Genomic DNA, 26008 nt, shown 5'->3' with positions numbered 1-26008 from the left:
GCGATCCGCCGGATAAGACCAGGTCAATCTGGTTTGCGACCGATTTTGTTGTTTAGCGCAGACGCTTCGGGCGCGCTTCGACCAGTTCGCCCATCAGCCGGCGGTCGAGATATTCCGAGCATTCCTCGATCAGCTGATCGCCATGGCCGGCAAAGAAGTGGTTGGCGCCTTCAATCGTGTTCTGCGTGATGGTGATGCCCTTCTGGGTCTTAAGCTTATCCACCAGCGCCTGCACATCCTTGGGCGGTGCGACCTTGTCCTGATCACCATGGATGATGAGACCGGACGAAGGGCACGGCGCGAGGAACGAGAAGTCGTAGGTGTTCGGCTGCGGTGCGACCGAGATGAAGCCTTCGATTTCCGGACGGCGCATCAGAAGCTGCATGCCAATCCAGGAACCGAAGGAATAACCGGCAACCCAGCAATTCTTGGAATCCGGATGCAGGGCCTGCACCCAGTCGAGCGCGCTCGCGGCATCCGACAATTCGCCCGCGCCGTGGTCGAATTCGCCCTGGCTGCGACCGATGCCACGGAAGTTGAAGCGCAGTGTCGTAAAACCGCGCTGCTGGAACATGTAGAACAGATCGTAGACGATCTTGTTGTTCATCGTGCCGCCGAATTGCGGATGCGGATGCAGGATGAGCGCGATGGGCGCGTTCTTTTCCTTGGAAGGCTGATAGCGGCCTTCGAGGCGTCCGGCTGGTCCGTTAAAAATGACTTCTGGCATGTGTACTCCGCTTGTAACGGGATGATCGGACCGAAGCTGCGAACTTGACGTTGGGGGACGCCGCTTCTAGAACCGATTTGAAATTTGGACAGGCTGAACCTGAAGTTCAGCACGCAGTAATGGCTTAATAGGCTTTTCCCGATTGAAAATTCAAGGAAATTGCGCTCGAAGCCCATTCTTGACGTTATTTAGGAGATAGGGACGGTGAACGGGAGCGGCAAGAGGCTCTATCTGGACTATAATGCCAGTGCGCCTTTGCTCGATGAAGCGCGCAATGCGGTCATCGAGGCGTTGAGCATTACGGGCAATCCGTCCTCCGTGCATCGTGAGGGCCGCGCTGCCCGCGCGCTGGTTGAAGCGGCGCGCCGCAACGTCGCGTCGCTGGTCAACGCCAAGCCCGAACATGTCTTCTTTACCTCCGGCGCGACCGAAGCTGCATCGACGCTTTTGACGCCGAATTATATGATGGGGCGTTCGCCGGTGCGCCTTTCGCATCTTTATGTCAGCGCGACCGAGCACCCCTGCATGACCGCTGGCGGTCAGTTTGCCGCTGACAGCATCACGGCATTGCCTGTCGATGCAAACGGCATTTTGCGGCTCGATGTGCTGGAGCAAGCGCTTGCTGCCTATGACAAAAGCAAGGGCTTGCCGCTGGTCGCCGTGCAGGCCGCGAATAACGAAACCGGTGTCGTTCAGCCCGTGGCAGAGATTGCCGCTATCGTGAAGGCTGCGGGCGGCATTTATGTCGTCGATGCCGTTCAGGCGGCAGGGCGTATTCCGCTCGATATTTCAGATAATTGTGGCGATTATCTCATCGTTTCGTCCCACAAGATCGGCGGTCCGAAAGGCGTCGGTGCGGTTATTGCCATTTCAGATCTGATGATGCCGCGTGCGCTGGTGCGCGGCGGCGGTCAGGAGAAGGGACACCGTGCCGGTACAGAAGCCTTGCCGCTGATTGCGGGCTTCGGCGCTGCTGCAACCGTTGCGAAAGAGCGGCTTGAAAGTGGCGGCTGGTCTCCCGATATGCGGGACAGACTGGAAGCGGGGATTTTGGAAATCGCACCCGGGGCAGTGATTCACGGCAAGTCCGTGGATCGTCTTCCGAACACAACGTTCTTTTCGCTCGATGGCCAGAAGGCCGAGACAGTCCAGATCGCCTTTGACCTTGGCGGAATAGCGCTTTCGGCGGGTTCTGCCTGTTCGTCAGGCAAGGTCGGTCCAAGCCACGTGCTGGCGGCCATGGGCCATGAGGACGGCCCCGGCGCGATCCGTGTGTCGCTGGAACCGGATGTGAGCATGGATTCGGTCGAAGCGTTTCTCGCCGTCCTGCGCAAAATTGTTGAGCGTCACGAAAGCAGGAAATAGGCGGCGGAAGTGTGTTTAAACGCTGGAATGGCTGCCGGGTTTACGCCATTCCCAAAATATTCTTGAATTTTTCGGACAAATTTACGTGCGGCGCTTGAAATCTAGTTTAGAGAGGTTTTAAAGAAGCGTCACGCACACTATATTGAGGCGGTATTGTTCAAGACATATCACCTTGACGTTTGCAACTGTCGGGCCTTGACCCCGACGAGGATGGAGAACGCCAATGCCTGCAGTGCAGGAGACCATTGATCAGGTCCGCGGCCTTGACGTGGATCAGTACAAGTACGGCTTCGAGACGACGATCGAAGCAGAGAAGGCTCCCAAGGGCCTGAACGAAGATATCATTCGCTTCATCTCCGCCAAGAAGAATGAACCGGAATGGATGCTGGAATGGCGTCTGAAGGCCTATGAACGCTGGCTCACCATGGAAGAGCCAAGCTGGGCGCGTGTCGATTATCCGAAGATCGATTTCCAGGACGCCTATTATTACGCGGCGCCGAAGAACCAGAGCGGCCCGAAGTCGCTGGATGAAGTCGATCCGGAACTTCTCAAGACCTACGAAAAGCTTGGCATTCCGCTGCGCGAGCAGGAAATTCTTGCGGGCGTGCGCAAGCAGGGCGATCCGAGCGAAATCGACGGCAATCCGTCAGACAATGTCTATGCGTCCGGCCGTGTTGCCGTCGATGCGGTGTTCGACAGCGTGTCGGTCGTGACCACCTTCAAGGAAGAACTCTCCAAGGCGGGCGTGATCTTCTGCTCGATTTCGGAAGCTATCCGTGAACATCCTGAACTGGTGCAGAAATATCTAGCGTCGGTTGTTCCGGTGTCGGACAACTATTATGCGACGCTGAATTCGGCTGTCTTCACCGACGGTTCGTTCGTCTATGTTCCGAAGGGCGTTCGCTGCCCGATGGAGCTTTCGACCTATTTCCGCATCAACGAGAAGAACACCGGCCAGTTCGAGCGCACCCTCATCATCGCCGATGAAGGCGCCTATGTTTCCTATCTGGAAGGTTGCACCGCACCGCAGCGCGATGAAAACCAGCTTCATGCCGCCGTGGTTGAACTGGTTGCGATGGAAAACGCCGAAATCAAGTATTCGACGGTCCAGAACTGGTATCCGGGCGACAGCAGCGGCAAGGGCGGCATCTACAACTTCGTCACCAAGCGTGGCGATTGCCGTGGCGACAATTCCAAGATCTCCTGGACACAGGTTGAAACCGGCTCTGCCATTACCTGGAAATATCCGTCCTGCATTCTGCGCGGCGACAACTCACGCGGTGAGTTCTACTCGATTGCCGTGTCGAACGGTTATCAGCAGATCGACTCGGGCACCAAGATGATCCATCTCGGCAAGAACACGTCGAGCCGCATCATTTCCAAGGGAATTTCGGCTGGCAAGTCGAACAACACCTATCGCGGACAGGTTTCGGCGCATCGCAAGGCGGAGAATGCCCGCAACTTCACCCAGTGCGACTCGCTTTTGATCGGCAACGATTGCGGCGCGCATACGGTACCGTACATCGAAGCGAAGAACGCTACGGCGCAGTTCGAGCACGAGGCAACCACCTCCAAGATTTCCGAAGACCAGCTGTTCTATGTAATGCAGCGCGGCATTCCGGAAGAGGAGGCAATCGCTCTCATCGTCAATGGCTTCGTGAAGGAAGTCATTCAGGAACTGCCGATGGAGTTCGCCGTCGAAGCCCAGAAGCTGATCGGCATCTCGCTTGAAGGCAGTGTCGGCTAACCAATCGACACGCCTCTTCCCCATTGATTTTTCTGGCCAGCCTTTTCCTGGCATTAGAACAAGGTTTACATTCATGCTTGAGATCAAGAACCTCCACGCAAAGATCGCCGATACGGACACCGAAATCATCCGTGGCCTGAACCTCACCGTGAACAAGGGTGAAGTGGCTGCGATCATGGGGCCGAACGGTTCGGGCAAGTCCACGCTGTCTTACATCCTCGCTGGTCGCGACGACTACGAAGTGACCGAAGGGGACATTCTCTACAATGGCGAGTCGATCCTCGAACTCGACCCGGCAGAACGCGCTGCCAAGGGCATTTTTCTCGCTTTCCAGTATCCGATGGAAATACCGGGCGTTGCCACGATGGAATTCCTGAAAGTCGCGATGAACAGCCAGCGCAAGGCGCGCGGCGAGCCGGAACTGAAGATTCCGGAATTCATCAAGCGGGTGAAGGATGTCGCCGGCGGCCTCAACATCGACATGAGCATGCTGAAGCGCCCGCTCAATGTCGGCTTCTCGGGCGGCGAAAAGAAGCGCGCTGAAATTCTTCAAATGCAGCTTCTGGAGCCAAGCCTCTGCGTGCTCGACGAAACCGACTCTGGCCTCGACATCGATGCGCTGAAGATCGTTTCGGAAGGCGTCAATGCGCTGCGTTCGCCTGACCGCGCCGTGATCGTCATCACCCACTATCAGCGTCTGCTCGAATACATCGTTCCCGATAGCGTGCACGTGCTTTACAAGGGCCAGGTCATCAAGTCTGGCGACAAGAGCCTCGCACTGCATCTGGAAGAAAACGGTTATGCCGAAGTAATCGGCGAAGCAGCCTGAGGAGGATTGGATTATGAATATCCAGACCGCTCAGACCGCAAAGCCGAGGACGCCCGCTGAAAGCGCGCTGATCGACAATTTTGGCGATTATATCGGCGATTTGTCGGGCAATGGCGATGTCGTCGTCGCACGCGATACCGCGCTTGAGCTGCTCAAGAGCATCGGGCTTCCGTCGCGCCGCGTCGAAAGCTGGCATTACACGGATTTCCGCACACTTTTGAAGGGCGTCGCGCCTTTTGATAGCGCTGCCGGTACGAAGCCGCTTGCGGCTTTGCTCACCGGTTCCACCATTCTTGCCGCCAGCAATGGCGCTGCGCTCGACGCCAAGGCGCCGGAAGGCGTTTCGCTGACCCCGGTTCGCGAAGCGTTGGCCGATGGTTCGCTGGCTCTTCAGCTTAAAGCACGTGGCACCGACGATACGATTGGCCAGATCAACGCTGCCTATGTCAGCGATGGCTGGATGGTTTCGATTGCCGATGGCACCGAGCTGGAAGCGCCTCTCGAAATCCAGAACATCCAGAAGACCGGGCAGAGCCACACGCGTTTCCCGGTTCGCATCGGTTCGGATGTCAAGGCAACGATCATCGAGCGCCAGAATGGCGGCGAGGGCGATGCGTTCTCGACGTCGGTGAGCCACGTTTCGGTTGGTGACGGCGCAGAAGTCCTCTGGGTCATCCTGCGTGATTTCGGCCAGGCGACGCAGCTTTCGCAGTTCAATGCGACGATTGGCAAAGGCTCCAAGCTCACGCTATACATCGTCAATGCGGGCGGCAAGCTGGTTCGTCAGGAAGTGCACGTCAATGTAACGGGCGAAGATTCCGACTTCGAGCTTCGCGGCCTCAATCTTCTGGCCGACGACACCCACACCGACATCACCATGACGGTTGGCCATCTGGTGGAGAACACCCGTTCGACCCAGATCATCCGCAATGTGGTGAAGGACCGCGCGCGCGGCGTTTTCCAGGGCATGATCCGCGTTGCGCAGATCGCCCAGAAGACCGATGCCCGCATGGCCTGCAACACGCTTCTGCTTTCGGACGAAGGCGAGTTCGACGCCAAACCGGAACTCGAAATCTTTGCCGATGACGTGGCCTGCGGTCACGGTGCAACGGTTGCCGAGCTTTCCAAGGACTATCTGTTCTATCTGATGGCCCGCGGTGTTCCGGAAAACGAGGCGCGTGGCCTGCTGATCAAGGCGTTCATCGCCGAGATCATTGAAGAGCTGGAAGACGAAACGCTGGTGGAAGCGCTGGAAGCCGTGCTGTCCAACTGGCTCGCCGTTCATGCCTGATTGAATAGGACGGTGCGCTCAGATGTGCGCGCCGTCCTTCCTGCCGAACGGCAAAAGGAACGATCATGGACCAGAAGAATCCGCTTGTTGCGGCCTATGACGTGGAAGCCATCCGCCGGGATTTTCCAATTCTGTCGCGCGAAGTCCACGGCAAGCCGCTTGTCTATCTCGACAATGGCGCTTCGGCGCAAAAGCCGCAAAGCGTCATCGATGCGGTGACGCACGCTTATTCCAACGAATATGCGAATGTGCATCGCGGCCTGCATTTTTTGTCGAATGCTGCAACCGATGCTTATGAAAAGTCGCGCGAAACCGTGCGGCGTTTTCTGAATGCGGGCTCGGTCGATGAGATCGTCTTCACCAAGAACGCCACCGAGGCAATCAATACGGTCGCCTATGGCTACGGCATGCCGCATATTGGCGAAGGCGACGAGATTCTGGTCTCGATCATGGAGCACCACTCCAATATCGTGCCGTGGCATTTCATCCGTGAGCGACAGGGCGCCAAGCTGGTTTTCGCGCCGGTGGATGATGAAGGCATCTTCCATATCGAGGAATTCGAGAAGCGCCTGACCGATCGCACAAAGCTCGTCGCCATCACGCATATGTCCAATGCGCTTGGCACGGTGACGCCGATCAAGAAGATCGTTGAGCTTGCCCATGCGCGGGGCATTCCGGTTCTGGTCGATGGCAGTCAGGGCGCGGTGCACCTGCCGGTCGATGTGCAGGATCTGGGCTGCGACTGGTATGTCTTCACTGGCCACAAAGTTTATGGTCCGTCCGGTATCGGTGTCCTTTATGGTCGCGCCGAAATGCTGGAAAAGATGCGCCCCTTCCAGGGCGGCGGCGAAATGATCGAGGAAGTCACGGAAGAATACGTGACCTATAATCATCCGCCACACCGTTTCGAAGCTGGCACGCCACCCATCGTTCAGGCAATCGGTCTTGGTGCGGCGCTCGAATATATGGAAAAGATTGGTCGTCACGCCATTCTCGCCCATGAGGAAGATTTGCGCGATTACGCCCACGAACAACTGGGCAAAATCAATTCGCTCCGCATTTTCGGTCATGCGCCGGACAAGGGCGCGATCATCTCGTTTGCGCTGGAAGGCATCCATGCGCATGACGTGTCGATGGTGATCGACAGGGCCGGGGTGGCGGTGCGCGCGGGCACGCATTGCGCACAGCCCCTCTTGAAACGCTTTGGCGTCACCTCTACATGCCGTGCATCCTTTGCCATGTACAATACCCGCGCTGAAGTGGATGCATTGGCGGAAGCCTTGGAAAAGGCGAGGAAGTTTTTCGGATGACCGAGATGGAACAAAAAGTTCAGGATCAGGCTGCAACCAAGCCTGCCGATGAAACGGCGAAAGCCGAAGGCAGCGCTGTTTTCTCTGCCTCCGCTCTTCCGCAGGAAGAACTCCTGCGCATGACGGATGACATCATTGCGGCTTTGAAAACCGTCTATGACCCGGAAATCCCGGCGGATATCTACGAGCTTGGCCTTGTCTACAAGATCGATATCGAAGACGACCGTACCGTAAAGATCGAAATGACCCTGACGGCCCCCGGCTGCCCGGTGGCTGGCGAAATGCCGGGCTGGGTGGAAAACGCCGTTGGAGCGGTGGAGGGGGTTTCCATGGTCGAAGTTTCGATGACCTTCGATCCGCCATGGACCGCAGACCGTATGTCCGAAGAAGCGCAGGTCGCTGTCGGCTGGTATTGATTGCCTGCCCAGATTTTGAAATGCAAACAGCCCCGTCTTACGGGGCTGTTTTTGTTTGTTCCATCTATTACGAGAACCGCTCACACTTTCGAAAAAATGCTCAGTGCCCGGTCGTTTTCGCATAATGCATGGATTGCTTGCCTCGGCAGCCGCGGAGCAACCCGACAAGACCTCCAAGCGCTGTCGCGGAGGCCAGCACTGCCGGCGCGCCTTTCAGCGGAATGGAGAGAACCGAAACCAGTAATTTCCAGCTGCGGCTGGCCAGCAACGAAGGCAGTTTACCGAGCGCCCGCGATGGGTTCTTCTTGTAGGACGAAATGAACTCCGTCGTGTTGTGATCGCGATTACGGCGGAAGTGATAGGCGAGGGTCAGGCGGCTGAGCGGCACAGTCTCGTAGACGATGGCGTCCGGCGCCCATCCCGTTTTCGCATTGAGCGTTTTGGCCTTGGCCCACAAATGCCAGTCTTCGCCGCCCGTCAGGCCGAAATAGGAATCGAATCGCAGTCCCGTCTCGCGAAAGAAATCGAGCCTGCCCATCCAGCTTCCCGTAGCGACCTTGATGCCGCCAGCCAGGCCATTTTCCCATTTCGCGCGTGATTTCCGCTCCGAGCGACTGGCAAGGCGGTCCAGCCCGGACCAGACGAATTTCTGCCAGATGTTCAATTTGCCCTCGACAGGCATCGGGCGCACCGGCGAGCCGACGATATCCAGGCTCTCCCTCTGTTGCTCAGCAAAGAGTTCGATCAACCAGTTTGGTTCTGGAATTTCGTCGTCATCGATGAAGACCAGAAAATCGTGGCCGTTATCGACGGCATGGTTCAGCGCGCAATTGCGGGAGTGCGAAATGCCGATCCTCGGTTCAAGCCGATACTGCACGATATGGTCCGGCATGCGCGCAGCAAAAGCCGTCACCTGTTCATCCAGCGATTTGCGAGAATCGTTCTCGACGACCAGAAAATGCAGCGACACCTGTTCCGGCACCACGACGCTTTCCAATGACTTGAGAAGTGCGGCGAGCATCGCCGGGCGATTTCTCGTTACCACTGAAATCAGAATAGAATATCGCTGCATGAACTATCTCGTTCTTAAATAATTCGGAATTCTATATTGAAATGAAAATAGTTAATACGGCAAGTATTAGGGAGCAAATAATAAATATTATAAATTACTAAATTATAATATACTTATAATGGTGTAATGATTTGGCTTTTTAAGTATTAATCGAGATGCGCGATGTCGTGCGAGGAGGCGCAGTCGCAACAGTCATTGATTGTAAGTATTGGGAAAAACTGGAGCGGGTAGCGGGAATCGAACCCGCGCGTTCAGCTTGGGAAGCTGACAGGCTACCATTACATCATACCCGCAATCTGCAAGATATTTCAGTATCTTGTAGCCACATCGGGCTCGATCAGATTGGAGAGTTTGGCACTCTTGGGCACAAGCTATGTTCTCTTTATCCACCCGTCAATCTGTAAGATTGCGGCGGCAGGGTGGGGCCTGCGAAAAGTTGCTCAGCTGACGCGATCACATGCTGTTACAGTCTTCACTTTGCTGTCAAAGGTAGCAGAATTAGCATTTGCGCATATTGATATCCGCCGATCCGTCGCCATCTGCTGAACAAGCCTTTTACGACTTGCTGCAACTCGCGGTGGGTGAAACGAAACGGACCCGACGGATACTCTATGGCAAAGACAACAAAGCGTCGCGCATTGCTGATTGTGAACCCCAATGCCCGTAATGGGAAAGGGTTCGGCGGCGCGATGAGGACGGAACTTGAGCGCGGTGGGCTGGAACTGTTCGAGCACCAGCCGCGCGAGGGCGAAACGATCTCCGATGTCATTTCGCGCGAGCGGGACCATGATCTGGTCGTCATCGGCGGTGGTGACGGTTCCCTCAATGCGGCTGCAAAGGGGCTCATGGAAACCCGCATGCCGCTCGCCATTTTGCCGCTCGGAACAGCCAATGATTTTGCCCGCACCGTGGGCATTCCAGCTGATCCGGTGGAGGCGGCCCGTCAGATTGCGACCTATAAGGTGCATCCCATCGATCTCGGCGAGGTGAACGGTCACCTCTATTTCAACGTCGCCAGTATCGGTTTCAGCGCGGAACTTGCGCAGCAACTGAGCGCGGACGCGAAAAAGAAATGGGGCAAGCTCGGCTATGGTATCGTCGCGGCGCGCATTTTGATGCGGTCAGAGCTGTTTACCGCCTATCTCGAACATGATGGCATCACCGAAAAGATCAAAACATTGCAGGTTTCCGTCGGCAACGGCAAGTTTTACGGTGGTGGCATGGCCGTTGAAAAGGACGCGGCCATCGATGACGGCAAGCTGGATTTCTACAGTCTCGAAGTTGATCACTGGTGGCATCTGCTTCGTTTACTGCCGAGCCTGCGACGCGGCACGCAGTCGAAATGGAATGATGTGCGCGCCTTTCCGACGACAGAAGTGATTATCCGCACCAAGAAGCCGCGCGCGGTGAATACCGATGGCGAGCTTTCCACCTGGACACCGGCGCATTTCAAGCTCCACCGGCAGGCCATCAACGCGCTTATTCCCACTTAACCGGCGCGCGACCGGTAAACTCGAGCCAAAAAAAGGGCCCGCAGCTATGAAGCGCGGGCCTAATCATGACGTTAGGTGACTGGCTCAGAGGTCAAGAGAGCCACTTCTAAAACGGAGTAGTCCTGCGAATGTTCCGTGTTTAGAAGAAAAAATACCAGATAATCAGCACGAGGATGAATGGTACGCCCAGAAGCCAAAGAATGAGTGCTCGAAACATGGTGTTCTCCTTGTTGTGTATTTCCAACTCTGTGGGAGGCAGATTGGTTCCACAATTCAAGGCGGTGATCGTCGGCTCCGTTAATCATCTTGTGCGTGTGGCGACTCAAATGACGGCTTTTCTGAAAGTTTTAATGATCCGTCAATAAATCGGTGACATCACTGGATTTATGTAAAGTGCAGCCAGCGTTTTTGGCTGCGTGTCGAGTAGCGGGCGTGTGGCGTATGAGTTCGAAGCGTGGGCTGAAAATTTCGGTCAGCGAGAAGGCGGCGATGTTGCGTGATAAGCGCGGCTCGGTCGCCATGATGACTTTCATGGCCATGGCCGTTGCTCTGGCCGGTTGCGCGACGCCGCCGACTGCCAAGCCGAAGCCGAAGCGCTCCAAGGAATATTTTGCCGAATCCAAATATGGCGTGAAGGCAAGCCCGCGTGTTGCCTATGGCACCGGCAAGCCTATGCCCCGTGGGGGCGGACGAGATCAGACGGGCCAGCCTTACAAGGTTAAGGGCCGCTGGTATTATCCCAAAGAAGACAAAAATTATACCGCCGTCGGTCGTGCGTCCTGGTATGGCGAGGCCTTCCATGGCCGTCTCACTGCCAATGGCGAAGTCTATGACATGACGCATCTGACCGCAGCGCATCCGACCATGCCGTTGCCGAGCTATGCCCGCGTGACCAATATGGATACCGGTAGCTCAGTCATCGTGCGCGTCAACGATCGCGGTCCCTATGAATATGATCGCGTGATCGATCTGTCGCAGAAAGCGGCGGAAATGCTCGATTACCAACATCACGGCACGGCCAATGTGAAGGTGGAATATGTCGGGCGCGCACCGCTCGACGGCAAGGATGATGCCTATCTGATGGCATCCTATCGTCCGGCTGGCGGCGACATGATCGGCCAGCCTGCAACGGGCGTGATGATGGCCATGAACGGCCCGACGCCGACCTCGCCGAAATCCGCTGTTCCGATACCTGCCATGGCGCCGCAAAGCGCACCTATGCCGGTTTCCGCACCTGTGCCGCAGGAATCGCCATTCTCGGTCAATCCGGCCTATGGCGATGCGTCGGGTCCGGCACCGGTTTTGCCACCGAACGTACCTCTGCCGTCGCGCAAGCCGAATGGAAGCTTTGGTGTGGCCAATGCGGGTCACATCAGCGGACTGACGGGCTATGCGTCTGATCGGATCGCCGCAAGCGCCTATACGGAAGAACGCACTTATGGCAGCATCCTGACGGCAAGCGCTGTTTCGGATGCATGGAAGCGCCGCAATGCCGAAGAGCACGGCGAGTATGTTGAACTCGGTCTGTTCGACACGCTTGCAGCGGCTGAAAAGATGCAGCGCGCCTTGCCGAAAACGGCGAAAGTCAAACGCACCAAAGTGCCGACTGAAACGGGCGAGTTCTACGAACTCACGGCTGTTGCAGAAAAGGGCGGCAACGATGCCCTGCTGCGCGCGGCATGGAAGGCTGGGGCCAAGAACGCATTCGTTGTCCGTATGGATTAATCCCTCAGTCGCATCATATTTGAGTGATGCGGTTTGAAGGATTGATTTTGGTCGAATTCGTTGCGTAAGCTTGTACTCTTGCTGTCGTAACGGGATTTCCATGGGGCTTCATTCAAGAATCGCTGGCGTTTTAACAGCAGGAACGGTGGGGATCGCTGCCGTTCTGTTGCCTTTGGCGGCCGTTGCCGCGCCAGCCGAGACCGCGCTTGTGACCAAGGCTCCGCAAGCCCTGCTGATCGATGACCGCAGTGGCACGGTCCTTCTGTCAAAGGGCGCCGATACGCCGATCCCGCCCGCATCGCTTGCCAAGCTGATGACAGCGGAGGTGGTGTTTGAAGCACTGGAAAAGGGCCAGACCACACTCGAAACGCCTTACATCGTCAGTGAAAATGCCTGGCGCACCGGCGGTGCACCGTCAGGCACTTCGACCATGTTCGCCCGCATCAAGTCCGCACCGACCGTCGCGGATCTTCTTCAGGGGCTCATTGTTCAGTCGGCTAACGATGGTGCAATCATTCTGGCTGAAGGAATGGCTGGGAGCGAACAAAGCTTCGCGGAACGAATGAACCAGCGCGCCAGGGAACTGGGTCTTACCAATTCCGTGTTTGTGAATTCGACCGGTCTGCCTGCAAGCGGACAGTCGGTAACCCTGGATGATCTGGCCAAGCTTGCACGTCATATTCATTCCGCCCACCCGGATTTTTACAAATATTACGCGCAGGAGGCCTTTACCTGGAACAATATCACCCAGCGCAACCGCAATCCGCTTTTGCGGCTGGATGTTGGCGCGGATGGCATGGGCACCGGTTACACGGAAGCATCTGGTTACGCTCTAGTCGCATCGGCTGAGCAGAACGGGCGGCGTCTGTTTCTTGCGTTGAGCGGTCTCGCCAGCGTCAAGGAGCGCGAAGAGGAAGCCAGAAAGCTGATCCAGTGGGGCATGACGTCGTTTGACGATATGCGTCTTTATTCGGCAAACGATATTGTGGGGGAAGCGCAGGTTTTCGGCGGGACACAGGCCAGTGTTTCGCTGAAAGTGAAGGACGATGTCGAATTACTGCTGCCCAAAGAGGGGCGGGAAAAGCTGAAGGCACGGTTCATTTATGAGGGGCCGCTGCATGCGCCGGTCGCAGTTGAAAGCAAGGTCGGTATGCTGGAGTTTGATCTCAACGGCAATATGGTTCAGCAAGTGCCGCTGTTTGCTGCGCAATCCGTCGAGAAAGGCAGTCTTGCGCAAAGAGCATGGAGCAGCGCGGTGGAGCTTTCGACCGGCTGGTTGCGCAAATATCTTTAGACAGTTTTCGGGACATGCTCAAAATTCTCGACCTCACCGCCAAAGGCCGGTATGAACTTGAATCAAGCTCTTGTGGCTATTGAATCTTTTCAGAACGTAATGCGGAAGCCAGAGTGTCAGGATTATTCATCACATTCGAAGGCGGCGAGGGTGCAGGCAAGTCGACGCAGATCGCCTTGCTTGCCAAATATTTGCGCGCAAACGGATTTGATCCCGTCATTACGCGCGAACCCGGCGGTTCGCCGGGCGCAGAGGCTGTGCGGCACGTCATCCTGAGCGGTAATGCCGAAAGCTATGGTCCGGCCATGGAGGCAATGTTGTTTGCAGCCGCCCGCGCCGATCATGTTGACCAGCTGATACGCCCGGCGCTTGCCGAAGGGCGCGTGGTGCTGTGTGATCGGTTTATCGATTCCAGCCGTGCCTATCAGGGCGTGACGGGCAATCTCGATGCGACCTATATGGCAGCCATTGAACGTATTGCAATCGACGGTGCTGTTCCCGACATGACAATCATTCTCGATATTCCGGCTGAAAAAGGGCTTTCCCGTGCCGGAAAACGGCGCGGTAACGAGACTGCGGATCGATTTGAGAAGGAAGACATTGCCGTGCATGAGGCGCGCCGTCAGGCATTTCTGGCCATTGCTGCTGCGGAGCCAGAGCGCTGCAAGGTTGTTGCAGCTGACCGACCGCAGGAAGAAATAGCTGAAGATATCGGCGCACTGGCCAGCGAATTGTTGAAAAAGAAGGGGCTGTTGTGATCGACGAACTCGACGTCCCCAAGGCGCATGATTCCATTGAAGGTATTCCGGGACCATCCGCGAGTGATTATCTGACCGGTCACGGGGAGGTGACACGCTTTCTGGCGCAGGCCTATCGCGAAGGCCGGATGCACCATGCTTTGTTGCTCGAGGGCGAGCAGGGCATCGGCAAGGCGACGCTCGCTTTCCATCTGGCGGGGCATATGCTGACCCACGGCGATCAGACCAATGCGCCGGAAGATATCGGTACGCCGGATTTTTCGAGGCCTCTTTGGCGGCAGATCGCGGGTGGAATGCACCCAGCAGTGTTGCATATCAATCGCCCGTTCGACCAGAAGACCGGCAAATTCCGCACCGGTATCACGGTCGAGGAAATCCGTCGCGTCACGCATTTTCTGACCCGCACCGCCTCGGACCATGCTTGGCGCATCGTCATCGTCGATCCCGCTGACGACATGAACCGCAATGCGGCCAATGCGCTATTGAAGACACTGGAAGAACCGCCAGCGCGCGCGCTGTTCGTGCTGGTGTCGCATTCATCCGGTCGCCTTTTGCCGACCATCCGTTCCCGCTGCCAGAGCATTCAGCTGCGTCCGCTGGACGAGAGGGCCATGAAGGATGCGCTGACTCATGTCGGCGCGCATATCGGGCTGGATGCATCCGGTGTCACGCCGACGCTTCTGGAACGCGCCGAAGGCAGCGTGCGCAAGGCGCTTCTGCTTCTGGCGCATGGCGGCATTGAGATTTCCGACACCGTCGATGGGATACTGGAGAGGCCGGCCTTCGATCTGCCCAAGGCGCAGGCGTTGGCCAGCGTCCTGACGGGGCGTGAGGCGGAAATTCAGTATCAACTTTTCCGCGATCATCTGATGGAGCGCATCGCCACGGAAGCGCGCCAGCGCGCCGAAGCAGGGCAATTGCGGGAGGCCGATCAGTGGTCGCGATTCTGGAGCGATCTCGGTCGCGAGATCATCGATGCTGAAACCTATAATCTTGATCGCAAGCAAGCGGTTGTGATCCTGCTGGAGAAGACGCATCGCGCTTTTCACACTGGCGCTGGATCATAGCTCCAGATTGGCCCAACTTGCTGCACTGCGGCGTGACATGACTGCTCACATGGGTTATGTCACAGCCGACGATTTTCTCTTGTGTGTGTCTGGTGATCGTTCCCGCAAACGGTCAGGCGCGCTTTCAAACATCGAAAGACCGGGTCCATAATGAGCCGCGAAAAATACTATATCACCACCGCGATTGCTTACCCCAACGGCAAGCCGCATATCGGCCATGCCTATGAACTGATCGCAACCGACGCGATGGCGCGTTTTCAGCGCCTGAACGGCAAGGATGTGCATTTCCTGACCGGTACGGACGAGCATGGTATCAAGATGCTGCAAAGCGCGCGCAAGGAAGGCATCACGCCTCGCGAGCTTGCAGACCGCAATACCGAAGCTTTCCGTCGCATGGCCGAGGTTCTGAACAGCTCGAACGACGATTATATCCGCACCTCCGAAGAGCGTCACTACAAGGCCAGCCAGGCCATCTGGCAGGCAATGGCCGCCAATGGCGACATCTATAAGGGCGGCTATGCGGGCTGGTACTCGGTTCGCGACGAAGCTTATTACGGCGAGGAAGAAACCGAAGTCCGCGCGGATAATGTTCGCTACGGTCCACAAGGCACGCCTGTCGAGTGGGTTGAAGAGGAAAGCTATTTCTTCCGTCTCTCGCAATATCAGGACAAGCTGCTCGATCTTTATGAAAAGAATCCGGGCTTCATCATGCCTGCCGAACGCCGCAATGAAATTGTGAGCTTCGTGAAGTCCGGTCTGAAGGACCTGTCGATTTCGCGCACCACTTTCGATTGGGGCATTCCGGTGCCGGGCGACGAAAAGCACGTCATGTATGTCTGGGTCGATGCGCTGACCAACTACATCACCGCACTCGGCTATCCCGATACGACCAGCGACAAGTGGGCCTATTGGCCTGCCGATGCGCATATCATCGGCAAGGATATTTCGCGTTTCCACGCCGTCTACTGGCCCGCATTCCTGATGTCGGCAGGCATTCCGCTGCCGAAGCGCGTGTTTGCCCATGGCTTCCTGTTCAACCGCGGCGAGAAGATGTCGAAGTCGCTCGGCAATGTCATCGACCCGTTCGGTCTGGTGGAACGTTACGGGCTGGATCAGCTGCGTTACTTCCTGATGCGCGAAGTGCCGTTCGGACAGGACGGCAGCTACAGCCATGACGCCATCGTTAACCGGACCAATGCTGATCTTGCCAACGATCTTGGCAATCTGGCGCAGCGTTCGCTGTCGATGATCGCCAAGAATTGCGAAGGCAAGGTGCCGCAGCCGGGTGAATTCTCGGACGCCGACAAGGCCATTCTCGATCAGGCCGATGCGGCGCTGGAAACAGCGCGTAAGGCCATGGACGATCAGGCGCTGCATCTGGCGCTCGGCGCGATCTTCGCCGTCGTCGCGGAAGCCAATCGTTATTTCGCGGGGCAGGAGCCTTGGGCGCTGCGCAAGACCGATCCGGCGCGCATGGGCACCGTGCTTTACGTGACGGCAGAAGTCATTCGTCGCGTCGGCATCATGGTGCAGCCTTTCATCCCGCAGTCGGCGGAAAAGCTGCTCGACATTCTGGCCATCCCTGCCGACAAGCGCCAGTTCACTGACGTGGCAGCAAGCCAGCTCATCGGTGGCGCCGATCTGCCAGCCCCGCAGCCGGTATTCCCGCGCTATGTGGAAACTGAAGAACAGAACTGAGTGCGATGATGCTTGTCGATAGCCATTGTCACCTCGATTTTGCCGATTTCGAGCCGGAGCGCGATGCTGTTGTGCAGCGCGCGCTCGACGCCGGTATCAAGCGCATGGTGACGATCTCCACACGGGTGCGTAAATTCGATACGATCCGCGCCATCGCTGAATCTTACGAGTCCGTCTACTGCTCGGTCGGCACCCATCCGAACAATGCGCATGAAGAACTGGACATTACGGCTGACGATCTGGTGCGCCTTGCGGAGCACCCGAAAGTTGTCGCCATAGGCGAGGCGGGTCTTGATTATCATTACGACTACGCTCCGCCGGAAGCGCAGCGCCAGGGGTTTCTCGTCCACATCGAAGCCGCGCGCCGCACGCAACTGCCGCTGGTCATCCATGCGCGCAGCGCCGATGACGACATGGCCGAAATTTTGGAGCAAGAAACCGCCAAGGGCGCTTTTCCCTTCATTCTCCATTGTTTCTCGTCCGGTCGCGCACTGGCGGAAAAAGGTGTTGAATTGGGCGGCTATGTTTCGTTTTCCGGCATTCTGACTTTCAAGAACTCGCCGGAAATCCGCGAGATTGCGACCATTGTTCCGCGCGACCGTCTGCTGGTGGAGACGGATGCGCCGTTCCTTGCGCCGCTGCCGCATCGTGGCAAGCGCAACGAACCGTCTTTCGTGCAGCACACCGCTGCCATGCTGGCCGAGACGATTGGCGTGAGCAATGAAGAAGTCGCCCGCATCACGAGCGACAACGTGTTCAGGCTCTTCTCCAAGATGCCCCGGCCTTCAGAGGAAGTTTGAGCGTGACTTCTCCCCGAAATTGCCTGCGCTTCACGATTCTGGGCTGCGGTTCGTCGCCCGGCGTTCCGCGTGTCAATGGCGATTGGGGTAAGTGCGATCCGCAAAACCCGAAAAACCGTCGCACGCGTACCTCGCTGCTGGTTGAGCGTTTCAATGAGAGCGGCAACCACACCACCGTGGTGATCGATACGGGGCCGGATTTTCGCACGCAGATGATCAATGCCAGCGTGCACGCGCTCGATGCGGCGGTCTATACCCATCCGCATGCCGACCACATTCACGGGATCGACGATCTGCGCACCTATGTGGTGGATAATCGGCGGCTAATGGATGTCTATGCCAACCGCTTCACGCGTAACCGGCTGTACGACGCCTTTGGCTATTGTTTCGAGACGCCGGCGGGCTCAAGCTATCCGCCGATCCTGAGCATGCATGATATTGCAGCCGAAACACCCTTCACCATCGACGGCGCGGGTGGTGAGATCCGGTTCGAGCCGTTCCGGCAGATCCACGGCGATATCGAGTCGCTCGGCTTCCGTATTGGCAATGTTGTCTATTGCACGGATGTCAGCGCGTTCCCGGATGAAAGCCTGCGCCATATCCGCCACGCCGATGTGCTGATCCTTGGTGCCTTGCAATATCGCCCGCATCCGAGCCATTTCTCGCTTGAACAGGCGCTGGAATGGATCGAACTATTCGCGCCCAGGCGGGCAATCCTCACACACATGCATGTGCCGCTGGACTATGAGACGGTGTTGCGTGAAACGCCTGAGAATGTTGAGCCCGGATATGATGGACTCCGGTTTGAAATCCCGCTCTAAAACGAAAAAGCCCGGCATCTCTGCCGGGCTTTTTCGTGTTCGCTATCATCAGCGATCAGGCACGGGCCGGGAAAGGCATCACATTACTGCCTTCTGCGGGCTTGGCCTGCTTGTCTTCGAGAGCAAGACCACCGGCGCGGAGCAGGTCGGAGAAACGACCGCCGCGGGCTGCAAGCTCATCGAAGCTGCCGCGTTCGACCAGATGGCCCTTGTCCATGAACAGAACCTGATCCGCTGAGCGTACCGTCGAAAGACGGTGCGCGATGATGAAGGTGGTGCGGTTCTGGCTCAGATCGTCCACAGCCTGCTTCACTTTTTCTTCGGTCTCGACGTCGAGCGCGCTTGTCGCTTCGTCGAGCACGAGGATCGGCGAATCCTTCAGGATGGCGCGTGCAATCGCCAGACGCTGGCGTTCGCCGCCCGAAAGCTGCGAGCCGCGCTCGCCGACAACCGTGTCGTAACCGTTTGCCTTGGCAAGAACGAAGTCATGCGCGGCGGCAGCCTTGGCGGCGGCATGGACGTCTTCATGCGTGGCGTCTTCACGACCGACGCGGATATTCTCCTCCACGGAACGATTGAAGAGACCGGCATCCTGAAACACAGTGGCAATCGCATGGCGCAGCGAACGGCGGCTGACGGTGCGCGTATCGACGCCGTCGATCAGCACACGACCAGCAGCCGGATCGAACACGCGCTGAAGGATATTGATCAGCGTGGTCTTGCCTGCACCGGTCGGGCCGACGATGGCCACCGTCTGGCCGGGCTTCACCTCGAAGGAAACGTCATAGACGCCCTGACCCGAATTCGGGAATTCGAAGGTGACATTGTCGAAGACGATGTCGCCCTTAACGTTTTCCAGATCGGCCACGTCCTGCGGCTCCTGACGGTCTGCGGTCGCATCTTCCATTTCGAAGAATTCTTCGAGCTTGGCGCGTGCCGTCACAGTCTGGTTGATGAAGGCGCTGATCTGGTCGAGACGACCGATCATGAGCTGCGCGAAACCGATGAAGGCAATCACATCGCCGACGCGCATCTGACCCTTGGTCACGAAATAGGCGCCAAGCACCAGCACGACCACCATGGAGAAGGTCGAAGCCATGCGGTTGAGGCCGCTGGCAAGCGCCCACCAGTTGAGAACCGGAAACTGTGCCTTTTCCAGATTGCGGGCATAGTCGCGCAGCGCCTGCGTTTCCGAGGCAATGCGGTTATAGCTCTGCACGACCGAAACATTGCTGATCGTATCGCTGACATGTTCGAAAAGCTTGTGGTGGTGCTTCTCAACGGCCATCTGGCCGTCCTTGGTCTTGCGCATGACCAGCTGGCCGATCATGACATAGATGACGCCGAGCACGATCAGGACCAGCGACATGCGCATATCCATGTTCATGGCAACCGGAATAAGCGTCGCCAGAGCCACAACCGTGGTCAGGTGCTGACGCATGAATTCGAGCCACAGCGTGAAGAGCGAGTCCGTCGCGCGGATCAGCGTGTGCAGGGCATTCGACGTGCCGCGCTTCTGATGCCAGGCAAGCGGCATGGTGATCAGGCGCTCATAGGAGTCGATCATCACGCCGAGACGGCGGCGATGCGCAAGCCTATCCGCACCACGCGCCACGAAAACGGCTGCGATGATGTTGAAAACGCCAAGCGCTGCCCACATCGACAGCGGGGAGAAGATATCTCCCTTGTCGGAAATGGCCTGAATGACCTTACCGAAAAGGATAGGCTCGGCCAGTGTTACAAGGGCAACAAGGACACTCGCGACACACATCGATATCGTTGCGGTTTTCTCGACCGCAAGATATTCCATGGCTCGCCAGTATATTTTGAGCAATGACACTTTCGCACTCCCGCTCGTTCTATTTACGGGGCTACATGGTATAGCCCCGCCTTTGTATCAATATTCTATGACTGCAAGAAGTGGCTATGGGGTGTCAGAACCAACCATAAATTAAAAACGTATGTAACTGAGTGTGAAGATTCAGGCGTTTTCCGGCTAATATCGGCTGCAATTGGCGTAAAAGGCTTCAAGTCGGAGTTTTCCGGAATTCCACTAGCAATCGTGGAAACTCACGTCTATTGACAGGAATAACACTCAGACACGCCGATTGCGCGTGGCAGAAAGATATTGATCGGGTTTCTCATGGCAGGCGTTGAACAGAAGATTGTGGATACAAGCGAAGCGGGCATGCGCCTTGATCGCTGGTTCAAGGTTCACTTTCCTGGGCTGGGCTTCGGCCATCTGCAAAAATTGCTGCGTTCAGGTCAGGTTCGCGTCGATGGTGGTCGCGCCAAGGCTGATACGCGCCTTCAGGCCAATCAGATGGTCCGCGTGCCGCCGCTCGGTGTCGATGAAAAGGCAACTGGCCCGGTCACAGCGCGCACCATCCGCAGCCAGCAGGACGGCGACGTTCTCTCGCAGATGCTGATTTATGAAGACCCGAAGGTGTTTGTCTTCAACAAGCCAGCGGGTCTCGCCGTGCAGGGCGGTTCGGGACTGACCCGTCACGTTGACGGTATGCTGGAAGCGTGGCGCAACAAGAAGGGCGAAAAGCCGCGTCTTGTTCATCGCATCGACCGCGATACATCGGGTGTTCTTGTGGTGGCGCGCACGCGCGGCGCGGCGCAGGCTCTGACTGCCGCTTTCCGCGAGCGTGATACCAAAAAGACCTACTGGGCTTTGGTAAAGGGTGTTCCGCGCAAGCGTGAAGACAAGATTTCGACCTGGCTGGTCAAGGAACAGACGCCCGATGGCGACAAGATGCGCGTTTGCCAGCACGGCGAACCGGATTCCGATCACGCGGTTTCCTATTACCGCATCATCGAAAAGGTGGGCAACAATCTGACATGGCTGGAAATGGAGCCCTATACGGGCCGCACGCACCAGCTGCGCGTTCACGCCGCCTATATCGGTCATCCAATCATCGGCGATCCGAAATATTTCGAAGCCGACCAGAACTGGGAGTTTCCCGGCGGCATTCAGAAGCGTCTGCATCTGCATGCGCGCCGCATCCGCATCCCCAACCCATCGGGCGGGATCATTGATGTGACCGCGCCGCTGCCGCCGCACATGGTTCAGTCGTGGAACCTGCTTGGTTTCGATGAGGACAGTGCGGAAGACTAACCAATAAAGTCAAACTGACGATTTCGGTGCGAAAATGGGGCAGGGGAAAGTTGAAGCGCTGGCGCCGGGCCGGGCTTCTTTCGATGGGCTGGCCGTGGCGTTGGTCATCTTCATCATGTTCAGCTGGGGGCTTAATCAGGTTGCCGTGAAGATAGGCAATCAGGGTTTCAATCCGATGCTGATGGCCGCCGGGCGTTCCGCTCTCGGCGGCATATGCGTGTTTTTCTGGTGTTTCTGGCGACGCATTCCGCTGTTCAGAAATGACGGAACCCTGCTGCCGGGCATTCTTGCCGGACTGCTGTTTGGCACCGAGTTTGTGCTGATTTTTCTCGCGATGGACCTCACCAGCGTCAGCCGCGTGACACTGATGATGAATGTCATGCCGTTCTGGGTGGCGATCGGCAGCCATTTCCTGCTCGGCGAGCGCATGTCGGTCCGGGCGTTCATCGGCATGTGCGTGGCGTTTCTGGGTGTGTTTGTGGTGTTTTCTGATCATGTCAGCCGACCGGGGCCCTATGCGTTCTATGGCGATTTGCTGGCGCTTGTTTCGGGCATTCTCTGGGGGCTGACCACGCTGGTCATCAAGCGCAGCAAACTCGCTTATGCCGTTCCTGAGAAAATCCTGCTGTATCAGCTGGTCGTTGCCACGTTGGTGCCGCTACCGTTTATCGGCCTTGCCGGCCCACTCGTGCGCGATCCGAATGTTCTTTCGGTGATCTCGCTGCTGTTTCAGTCCTTTTTTGTGGTCGCATTCACCTATCCGCTCTGGTTCTGGATGGTGAATCGCTATCCGGCGTCGAAGCTTTCCAACTTTGCCTTTCTCACGCCAGCCTTCGGCGTGTTGCTGAGCGGTATTGTGCTCGGCGAGGCCTTGAGCTGGAAGATATTCGCAGCCTTGATCCTGATCGGTCTTGGCTTGACAATCATCAATCGACCGGCAAAGGCGGCAGCAGCACGATGAAACTTGTTCTTTTCGATTGCGACGGCACTTTGGTCGATAGCGGTGATTTCATCCATCGCTGCATGGCGGAAAGTTTTGCCGATGCGGGGCTGACGCCACCGGAACAAGCCCAGACGCATTCCATCATCGGTCTGTCGCTTCCGTTGGCCATTGCGCGATTGCTGGGCCGCGAGCCGGATGAACAGGTCAATTGGTTGACGCAGCGCTACAAGGATAATTTCGTGCGACTGCGGCAGGCGCCGGATTTCTCGGAGCCGCTCTATGACGGCATTCTGCCGCTTCTGACCGAACTCGGCGAGCGGGACGATCTTTTGTTGGGGATCGTCACGGGCAAATCGCGTCGCGGCGTCCATGCGGTGTTCGAACGCCATGGCATCGGCAAGCATTTTCTGGTCATTCGCACGGCGGACGACTGCCCGTCCAAACCCCATCCGGCGATGGTGCTTGAATCCTGCGCGGAAATGGGGATAGAACCCGACCGAACCATTGTTATCGGCGATGCGATTTACGATATGCAGATGGCGCGCTCGGCAGGAGCCATGGCGGCGGGCGTGTCATGGGGTTATCATGACCGGCATGCGCTCGTCGAAGCCGGTGCGCACCACATATTGGCTACGCCGCACGACCTTCATCCGCTGCTGAAAGCAATGGATGCACTTTAAAAAGTTGGAAAGACCCCATGCGTGATACTTTAAGCGATCTTGAAGCCGGAAAGCAGCTTTCCGACGAGAATCCCATCATACGAGCGCAGAAGCTGATGCAGGCGCAACTGCCGAAGCGGTTCTATGAGCAGGTGGCAGTCGCTGAAGTGGAAGGTGGTTTTGCCGTTCATCTCGACGGTCGCCCGGTAAAGACACCAGCGCGCAGTCTCCTCATGCTTCCGACGGCTGCGGCGGCAGAGATAGTTGCTGAAGAATTCCGTGCGCAGGAAAAGGTTATCGATCCGGGTAAAATGCCCGCAACGCGCCTTGTGAACACGGCCATTGACGGCATCGCGCAGGACCCCCAGGCGGTGCTTGAAGACATATTGCGCTTCGCAGGCACGGATTTGCTCTGCTATCGCGCCGATGCGCCACAGGAACTGGTGTCGCGCCAGACGGCGCGGTGGGACCCGCTGATCGACTGGGCGGAAACGCTAGGCGCGCGCTTTACGCTTGCCGAAGGCGTGATGCATGTGGAGCAGTCGCGTGAGGCGATTACGGCATTTGGCATTCATCTGTCCGCATTCACCGATCCGATTGCGCTTGCGTCGCTCCATACGATGACGACGCTAACCGGCTCGGCCATCATTGCACTGGCCATCGCCAAGGGCGAAGTATCCGCCGAAGACGGCTGGGCACTGGCGCATATCGACGAAGACTGGACGACCGAACAGTGGGGCGAAGACGCGGAAGCGGCTGCACGGCGCAAGGCGCGCGCGGTCGAAATGATGATCGCAGCGCGGGTACTCAAGGCGCTTTGAGCCAACTGAAACTATTTCTCAAATAGTTTATCCAAAGCATTGATTACAAAAAGAAAACCCGGCCATAAGGCCGGGTTTTCTTTTGCGCGTTTTTAAAAACGCGTCGTTCCCCTCGGTAACTCATGGAATGGCGGGAGCGCAAGCGCTCCCGCATCTCCGTTATTAGACCGAGTAGTACATGTCGAATTCGACCGGATGCGGGGTCATTTCGTAACGCATCACTTCGGCCATCTTTAGTTCGATGAACGAGTCGATCTGGTCGTCGGTGAACACCCCACCGGCCTTGAGGAATTCGCGATCCTTGTCGAGCGACTGGAGCGCTTCACGAAGCGAGCCGCAAACGGTCGGGATCTTCTTCAGTTCCTTTGCCGGCAGGTCATACAGATCCTTGTCCATGGCCTGGCCGGGATGGATCTTGTTCTTGATGCCGTCGAGGCCAGCCATCAGCAGCGCTGCGAAGCAGAGATACGGATTGGCAGCCGGGTCCGGGAAGCGGACTTCAAGACGCTTCGACTTCGGCGAGGAGCCGAAAGGAATACGGCAGGAAGCCGAACGGTTGCGTGCCGAATAGGCCAGCAGAACCGGAGCTTCATAGCCCGGAACCAGACGCTTGTACGAGTTGGTCGACGGGTTGGTGAATGCGTTCACAGCCTTGGCATGCTTGATGACGCCGCCGATGAAGAACAGGCAGTTTTCCGACAGACCGGCATATTCATTGCCAGCAAAGGTCGGCTTGCCGTCTTTCCAGATCGAGAAGTGAACGTGCATGCCCGAGCCGTTGTCGCCGAAAATCGGCTTCGGCATGAAGGTTGCGGTCTTGCCATAGGCATTGGCAACCTGATGCACGACATACTTGTAGATCTGCATCTTGTCGGCGTTGCGAACGAGCGAGTCAAACTTGACGCCGAGTTCGTGCTGGGCCGATGCCACTTCGTGGTGATGCTTTTCAACTGTTACGCCCATTTCCGTCAGAACGGTGAGCATTTCGGAACGCATGTCCTGGCAGCTGTCGATCGGCGGAACCGGGAAATAGCCGCCCTTGACGCGCGGACGGTGGCCGAGATTGCCGGTTTCATAGTCGGTGTCGTCGTTGGACGGCAGTTCGGTGGAATCGAGCTTGAATCCGGTATTGTACGGATCTGCCTTGTACTTGACGTCGTCGAAGACGAAGAATTCAGCTTCCGGGCCGACATAGACCGTGTCGCCGATACCGAGCGACTTCATGTAGGCTTCTGCCTTCTTTGCGGTCGTGCGCGGATCGCGGCTGTAAGCCTCGCCCGAGATCGGCTCGAGAATGTCGCAAAGAATGACCAGCGTGGACTGGGCGAAGAACGGGTCGATATGGGCCGTCGCCGGATCAGGCATCAGAACCATGTCGGATTCGTTGATGGCCTTCCAGCCGGCGATCGAGGAGCCGTCAAACATGACGCCGTCAACGAACATTTCTTCGTCAACGAGGCCGATATCCATCGTAACGTGCTGGAGCTTGCCCTTCGGGTCGGTGAAGCGAAGGTCCACAAACTTGATGTCGTTGTCTTTGATCTGTTTCAGAATATCGTTGGCGGTCGTCATTTTAATTCCCTGTTTGCACGACGAAGGAGAGGTATGCAGGTGTTAATCAGATGGCATCGACGCCGGATTCACCGGTGCGGATACGAATGACTTCTTCAATGTTGGAGACGAAAATCTTGCCGTCGCCGATGCGACCCGTCTGGGCTGCCTTGCGGATGGCTTCAATCGCGTTGTCCACGGTTTCATCCGCTACAATGACTTCGACTTTCACCTTGGGAAGAAAGTCGACGACGTATTCGGCACCGCGGTAAAGCTCGGTATGACCTTTCTGTCGTCCAAAGCCCTTGGCTTCGATGACAGTGATGCCTTGCAAGCCGACTTCCTGAAGGGCTTCCTTCACTTCATCGAGTTTGAAGGGCTTAATGATGGCTTCGATCTTTTTCATCAGAGAATGGTCTCCGCTTTTCTTCAGAAATGAGCGTTGTGCCCGTTTCACTGTTGGAGAAGCATGAAGCGTGCCAGTTTGAAAAAACTAG

The 26008-nt window shown here is 57.0% G+C and carries 23 protein-coding genes and 1 tRNA gene; 18 read left to right on the top strand and 6 right to left on the bottom strand.

Features of this window, described 5'->3' with window-relative positions:
* Positions 1-52: 52 nt before the first annotated feature.
* Positions 53-727, bottom strand: a complete 675-nt coding sequence (locus tag WIX40_RS09210) for an alpha/beta hydrolase (protein WP_078338528.1) — start codon at positions 725-727, stop codon at positions 53-55.
* 204 nt (positions 728-931) lie between these two features.
* On the opposite strand from WIX40_RS09210, the gene WIX40_RS09205 reads away from it, so the two are divergent.
* The 6 genes from WIX40_RS09205 to WIX40_RS09180 all read left to right on the top strand — a co-directional run bounded on the left by WIX40_RS09205 (position 932) and on the right by WIX40_RS09180 (position 7685).
* Positions 932-2092, top strand: coding sequence for a cysteine desulfurase family protein (locus WIX40_RS09205; RefSeq protein WP_109368895.1), 1161 nt, complete (start codon positions 932-934; stop codon positions 2090-2092).
* 223 nt (positions 2093-2315) lie between these two features.
* On the top strand, positions 2316-3839 hold the full coding sequence (gene sufB, locus WIX40_RS09200) for a Fe-S cluster assembly protein SufB (protein WP_078338531.1): 1524 nt from the start codon (positions 2316-2318) through the stop codon (positions 3837-3839).
* Positions 3840-3912: 73 nt separating this feature from the next.
* On the top strand, positions 3913-4668 hold the full coding sequence (gene sufC / locus WIX40_RS09195; RefSeq protein ID WP_109368896.1) for a Fe-S cluster assembly ATPase SufC: 756 nt from the start codon (positions 3913-3915) through the stop codon (positions 4666-4668).
* A 13-nt stretch (positions 4669-4681) separates the two neighbouring features.
* Complete coding sequence (gene sufD / locus WIX40_RS09190; protein ID WP_109368897.1) at positions 4682-5959, top strand: Fe-S cluster assembly protein SufD; 1278 nt, start codon at positions 4682-4684, stop codon at positions 5957-5959.
* A 65-nt stretch (positions 5960-6024) separates the two neighbouring features.
* A complete protein-coding gene (locus tag WIX40_RS09185; RefSeq protein WP_109368898.1) occupies positions 6025-7269 on the top strand; it encodes a cysteine desulfurase in 1245 nt (414 codons plus the stop codon).
* On the top strand, positions 7266-7685 hold the full coding sequence (locus WIX40_RS09180; protein ID WP_109368899.1) for an SUF system Fe-S cluster assembly protein: 420 nt from the start codon (positions 7266-7268) through the stop codon (positions 7683-7685). The genes WIX40_RS09185 and WIX40_RS09180 overlap by 4 nt, the downstream gene beginning before the upstream one ends.
* Before the next feature lie 100 nt (positions 7686-7785).
* On the opposite strand, the gene WIX40_RS09175 is transcribed toward WIX40_RS09180, so the two are convergent.
* Positions 7786-8757 (bottom strand): glycosyltransferase family 2 protein, encoded by a 972-nt coding sequence (locus WIX40_RS09175; protein ID WP_109368900.1) that lies wholly within the window; start codon positions 8755-8757, stop codon positions 7786-7788.
* Positions 8758-8976: 219 nt separating this feature from the next.
* Positions 8977-9050: transfer RNA gene (locus WIX40_RS09170), tRNA-Gly, on the bottom strand.
* A 318-nt stretch (positions 9051-9368) separates the two neighbouring features.
* Between WIX40_RS09170 and WIX40_RS09165 the strand changes: the two genes are divergently transcribed.
* The 8 genes from WIX40_RS09165 (at position 9369) to WIX40_RS09130 (ending at position 18413) form a co-directional block, all read left to right on the top strand.
* A complete protein-coding gene (locus tag WIX40_RS09165) occupies positions 9369-10250 on the top strand; it encodes a lipid kinase (RefSeq protein ID WP_109368901.1) in 882 nt (293 codons plus the stop codon).
* Between the two features lie 441 nt (positions 10251-10691).
* A complete protein-coding gene (locus tag WIX40_RS09160; protein ID WP_109368902.1) occupies positions 10692-11975 on the top strand; it encodes a septal ring lytic transglycosylase RlpA family protein in 1284 nt (427 codons plus the stop codon).
* 100 nt (positions 11976-12075) lie between these two features.
* Positions 12076-13269, top strand: coding sequence for a D-alanyl-D-alanine carboxypeptidase family protein (locus WIX40_RS09155; RefSeq protein ID WP_109368903.1), 1194 nt, complete (start codon positions 12076-12078; stop codon positions 13267-13269).
* 113 nt (positions 13270-13382) lie between these two features.
* On the top strand, positions 13383-14027 hold the full coding sequence (gene tmk / locus WIX40_RS09150; RefSeq protein ID WP_109368904.1) for a dTMP kinase: 645 nt from the start codon (positions 13383-13385) through the stop codon (positions 14025-14027).
* The gene (locus WIX40_RS09145) at positions 14024-15094 is read left to right on the top strand and encodes a DNA polymerase III subunit delta' (protein WP_109368905.1); all 1071 of its coding nucleotides are present in this window, start codon (positions 14024-14026) and stop codon (positions 15092-15094) included. Before tmk ends, WIX40_RS09145 begins: the two co-directional genes overlap by 4 nt.
* A 150-nt stretch (positions 15095-15244) precedes the next feature.
* On the top strand, positions 15245-16792 hold the full coding sequence (gene metG, locus WIX40_RS09140; protein WP_109368906.1) for a methionine--tRNA ligase: 1548 nt from the start codon (positions 15245-15247) through the stop codon (positions 16790-16792).
* Between the two features lie 8 nt (positions 16793-16800).
* A complete protein-coding gene (locus WIX40_RS09135; protein WP_109370215.1) occupies positions 16801-17592 on the top strand; it encodes a TatD family hydrolase in 792 nt (263 codons plus the stop codon).
* 2 nt (positions 17593-17594) lie between these two features.
* Positions 17595-18413 (top strand): MBL fold metallo-hydrolase, encoded by an 819-nt coding sequence (locus WIX40_RS09130; protein WP_109368907.1) that lies wholly within the window; start codon positions 17595-17597, stop codon positions 18411-18413.
* A gap of 55 nt (positions 18414-18468) precedes the next feature.
* Here the strand turns inward: WIX40_RS09130 and WIX40_RS09125 are convergent, their stop codons facing one another.
* On the bottom strand, positions 18469-20253 hold the full coding sequence (locus tag WIX40_RS09125; protein WP_109368908.1) for a glucan ABC transporter ATP-binding protein/ permease: 1785 nt from the start codon (positions 20251-20253) through the stop codon (positions 18469-18471).
* A 303-nt stretch (positions 20254-20556) separates the two neighbouring features.
* Here WIX40_RS09125 and WIX40_RS09120 point away from each other — a divergent pair, with 303 nt between their 5' ends.
* From WIX40_RS09120 to WIX40_RS09105, 4 genes are read left to right on the top strand one after another with little or no spacing between them, the layout of a single operon-like run.
* A complete protein-coding gene (locus WIX40_RS09120) occupies positions 20557-21537 on the top strand; it encodes an RluA family pseudouridine synthase (protein WP_109370216.1) in 981 nt (326 codons plus the stop codon).
* 34 nt (positions 21538-21571) lie between these two features.
* Complete coding sequence (locus WIX40_RS09115; protein ID WP_124915985.1) at positions 21572-22498, top strand: DMT family transporter; 927 nt, start codon at positions 21572-21574, stop codon at positions 22496-22498.
* The gene (locus tag WIX40_RS09110) at positions 22495-23160 is read left to right on the top strand and encodes an HAD-IA family hydrolase (protein WP_124915984.1); all 666 of its coding nucleotides are present in this window, start codon (positions 22495-22497) and stop codon (positions 23158-23160) included. The genes WIX40_RS09115 and WIX40_RS09110 overlap by 4 nt, the downstream gene beginning before the upstream one ends.
* Before the next feature lie 17 nt (positions 23161-23177).
* Positions 23178-23960 (top strand): ATP12 family chaperone protein, encoded by a 783-nt coding sequence (locus WIX40_RS09105; protein ID WP_109368911.1) that lies wholly within the window; start codon positions 23178-23180, stop codon positions 23958-23960.
* Between the two features lie 162 nt (positions 23961-24122).
* Here the strand turns inward: WIX40_RS09105 and glnA are convergent, their stop codons facing one another.
* Positions 24123-25532: a type I glutamate--ammonia ligase gene (gene glnA, locus WIX40_RS09100; RefSeq protein WP_109368912.1), complete on the bottom strand. Its 1410-nt coding sequence runs from the start codon at positions 25530-25532 to the stop codon at positions 24123-24125.
* 46 nt (positions 25533-25578) lie between these two features.
* On the bottom strand, positions 25579-25917 hold the full coding sequence (locus WIX40_RS09095) for a P-II family nitrogen regulator (protein ID WP_078338549.1): 339 nt from the start codon (positions 25915-25917) through the stop codon (positions 25579-25581).
* Between the last annotated feature and the right edge of the window lie 91 nt (positions 25918-26008).

It is taken from the genome of Ochrobactrum teleogrylli, from assembly GCF_037482325.1.
In the GTDB taxonomy this organism is placed as follows: domain Bacteria; phylum Pseudomonadota; class Alphaproteobacteria; order Rhizobiales; family Rhizobiaceae; genus Brucella; species Brucella teleogrylli.
Note: the sequence above shows the minus strand (reverse complement) of the source record. Positions and strands in the feature narration are given on the sequence as shown.

Excerpts from the sequence above, each read along its gene's own strand:
- WIX40_RS09210 (WP_078338528.1), bottom strand. The coding sequence starts at position 727 with ATGCCAGAAGTCATTTTTAACGGACCAGCCGGACGCCTCGAAGGCCGC.
- sufB (WP_078338531.1), top strand. The coding sequence starts at position 2,316 with ATGCCTGCAGTGCAGGAGACCATTGATCAGGTCCGCGGCCTTGACGTG.
- sufC (WP_109368896.1), top strand. The coding sequence starts at position 3,913 with ATGCTTGAGATCAAGAACCTCCACGCAAAGATCGCCGATACGGACACC.
- sufD (WP_109368897.1), top strand. The coding sequence starts at position 4,682 with ATGAATATCCAGACCGCTCAGACCGCAAAGCCGAGGACGCCCGCTGAA.
- WIX40_RS09185 (WP_109368898.1), top strand. The coding sequence starts at position 6,025 with ATGGACCAGAAGAATCCGCTTGTTGCGGCCTATGACGTGGAAGCCATC.
- WIX40_RS09180 (WP_109368899.1), top strand. The coding sequence starts at position 7,266 with ATGACCGAGATGGAACAAAAAGTTCAGGATCAGGCTGCAACCAAGCCT.
- WIX40_RS09175 (WP_109368900.1), bottom strand. The coding sequence starts at position 8,757 with ATGCAGCGATATTCTATTCTGATTTCAGTGGTAACGAGAAATCGCCCG.
- WIX40_RS09165 (WP_109368901.1), top strand. The coding sequence starts at position 9,369 with ATGGCAAAGACAACAAAGCGTCGCGCATTGCTGATTGTGAACCCCAAT.
- WIX40_RS09160 (WP_109368902.1), top strand. The coding sequence starts at position 10,692 with ATGAGTTCGAAGCGTGGGCTGAAAATTTCGGTCAGCGAGAAGGCGGCG.
- WIX40_RS09155 (WP_109368903.1), top strand. The coding sequence starts at position 12,076 with ATGGGGCTTCATTCAAGAATCGCTGGCGTTTTAACAGCAGGAACGGTG.
- metG (WP_109368906.1), top strand. The coding sequence starts at position 15,245 with ATGAGCCGCGAAAAATACTATATCACCACCGCGATTGCTTACCCCAAC.
- WIX40_RS09135 (WP_109370215.1), top strand. The coding sequence starts at position 16,801 with ATGCTTGTCGATAGCCATTGTCACCTCGATTTTGCCGATTTCGAGCCG.
- WIX40_RS09120 (WP_109370216.1), top strand. The coding sequence starts at position 20,557 with ATGGCAGGCGTTGAACAGAAGATTGTGGATACAAGCGAAGCGGGCATG.
- WIX40_RS09115 (WP_124915985.1), top strand. The coding sequence starts at position 21,572 with ATGGGGCAGGGGAAAGTTGAAGCGCTGGCGCCGGGCCGGGCTTCTTTC.
- WIX40_RS09110 (WP_124915984.1), top strand. The coding sequence starts at position 22,495 with ATGAAACTTGTTCTTTTCGATTGCGACGGCACTTTGGTCGATAGCGGT.
- WIX40_RS09105 (WP_109368911.1), top strand. The coding sequence starts at position 23,178 with ATGCGTGATACTTTAAGCGATCTTGAAGCCGGAAAGCAGCTTTCCGAC.
- glnA (WP_109368912.1), bottom strand. The coding sequence starts at position 25,532 with ATGACGACCGCCAACGATATTCTGAAACAGATCAAAGACAACGACATC.
- WIX40_RS09095 (WP_078338549.1), bottom strand. The coding sequence starts at position 25,917 with ATGAAAAAGATCGAAGCCATCATTAAGCCCTTCAAACTCGATGAAGTG.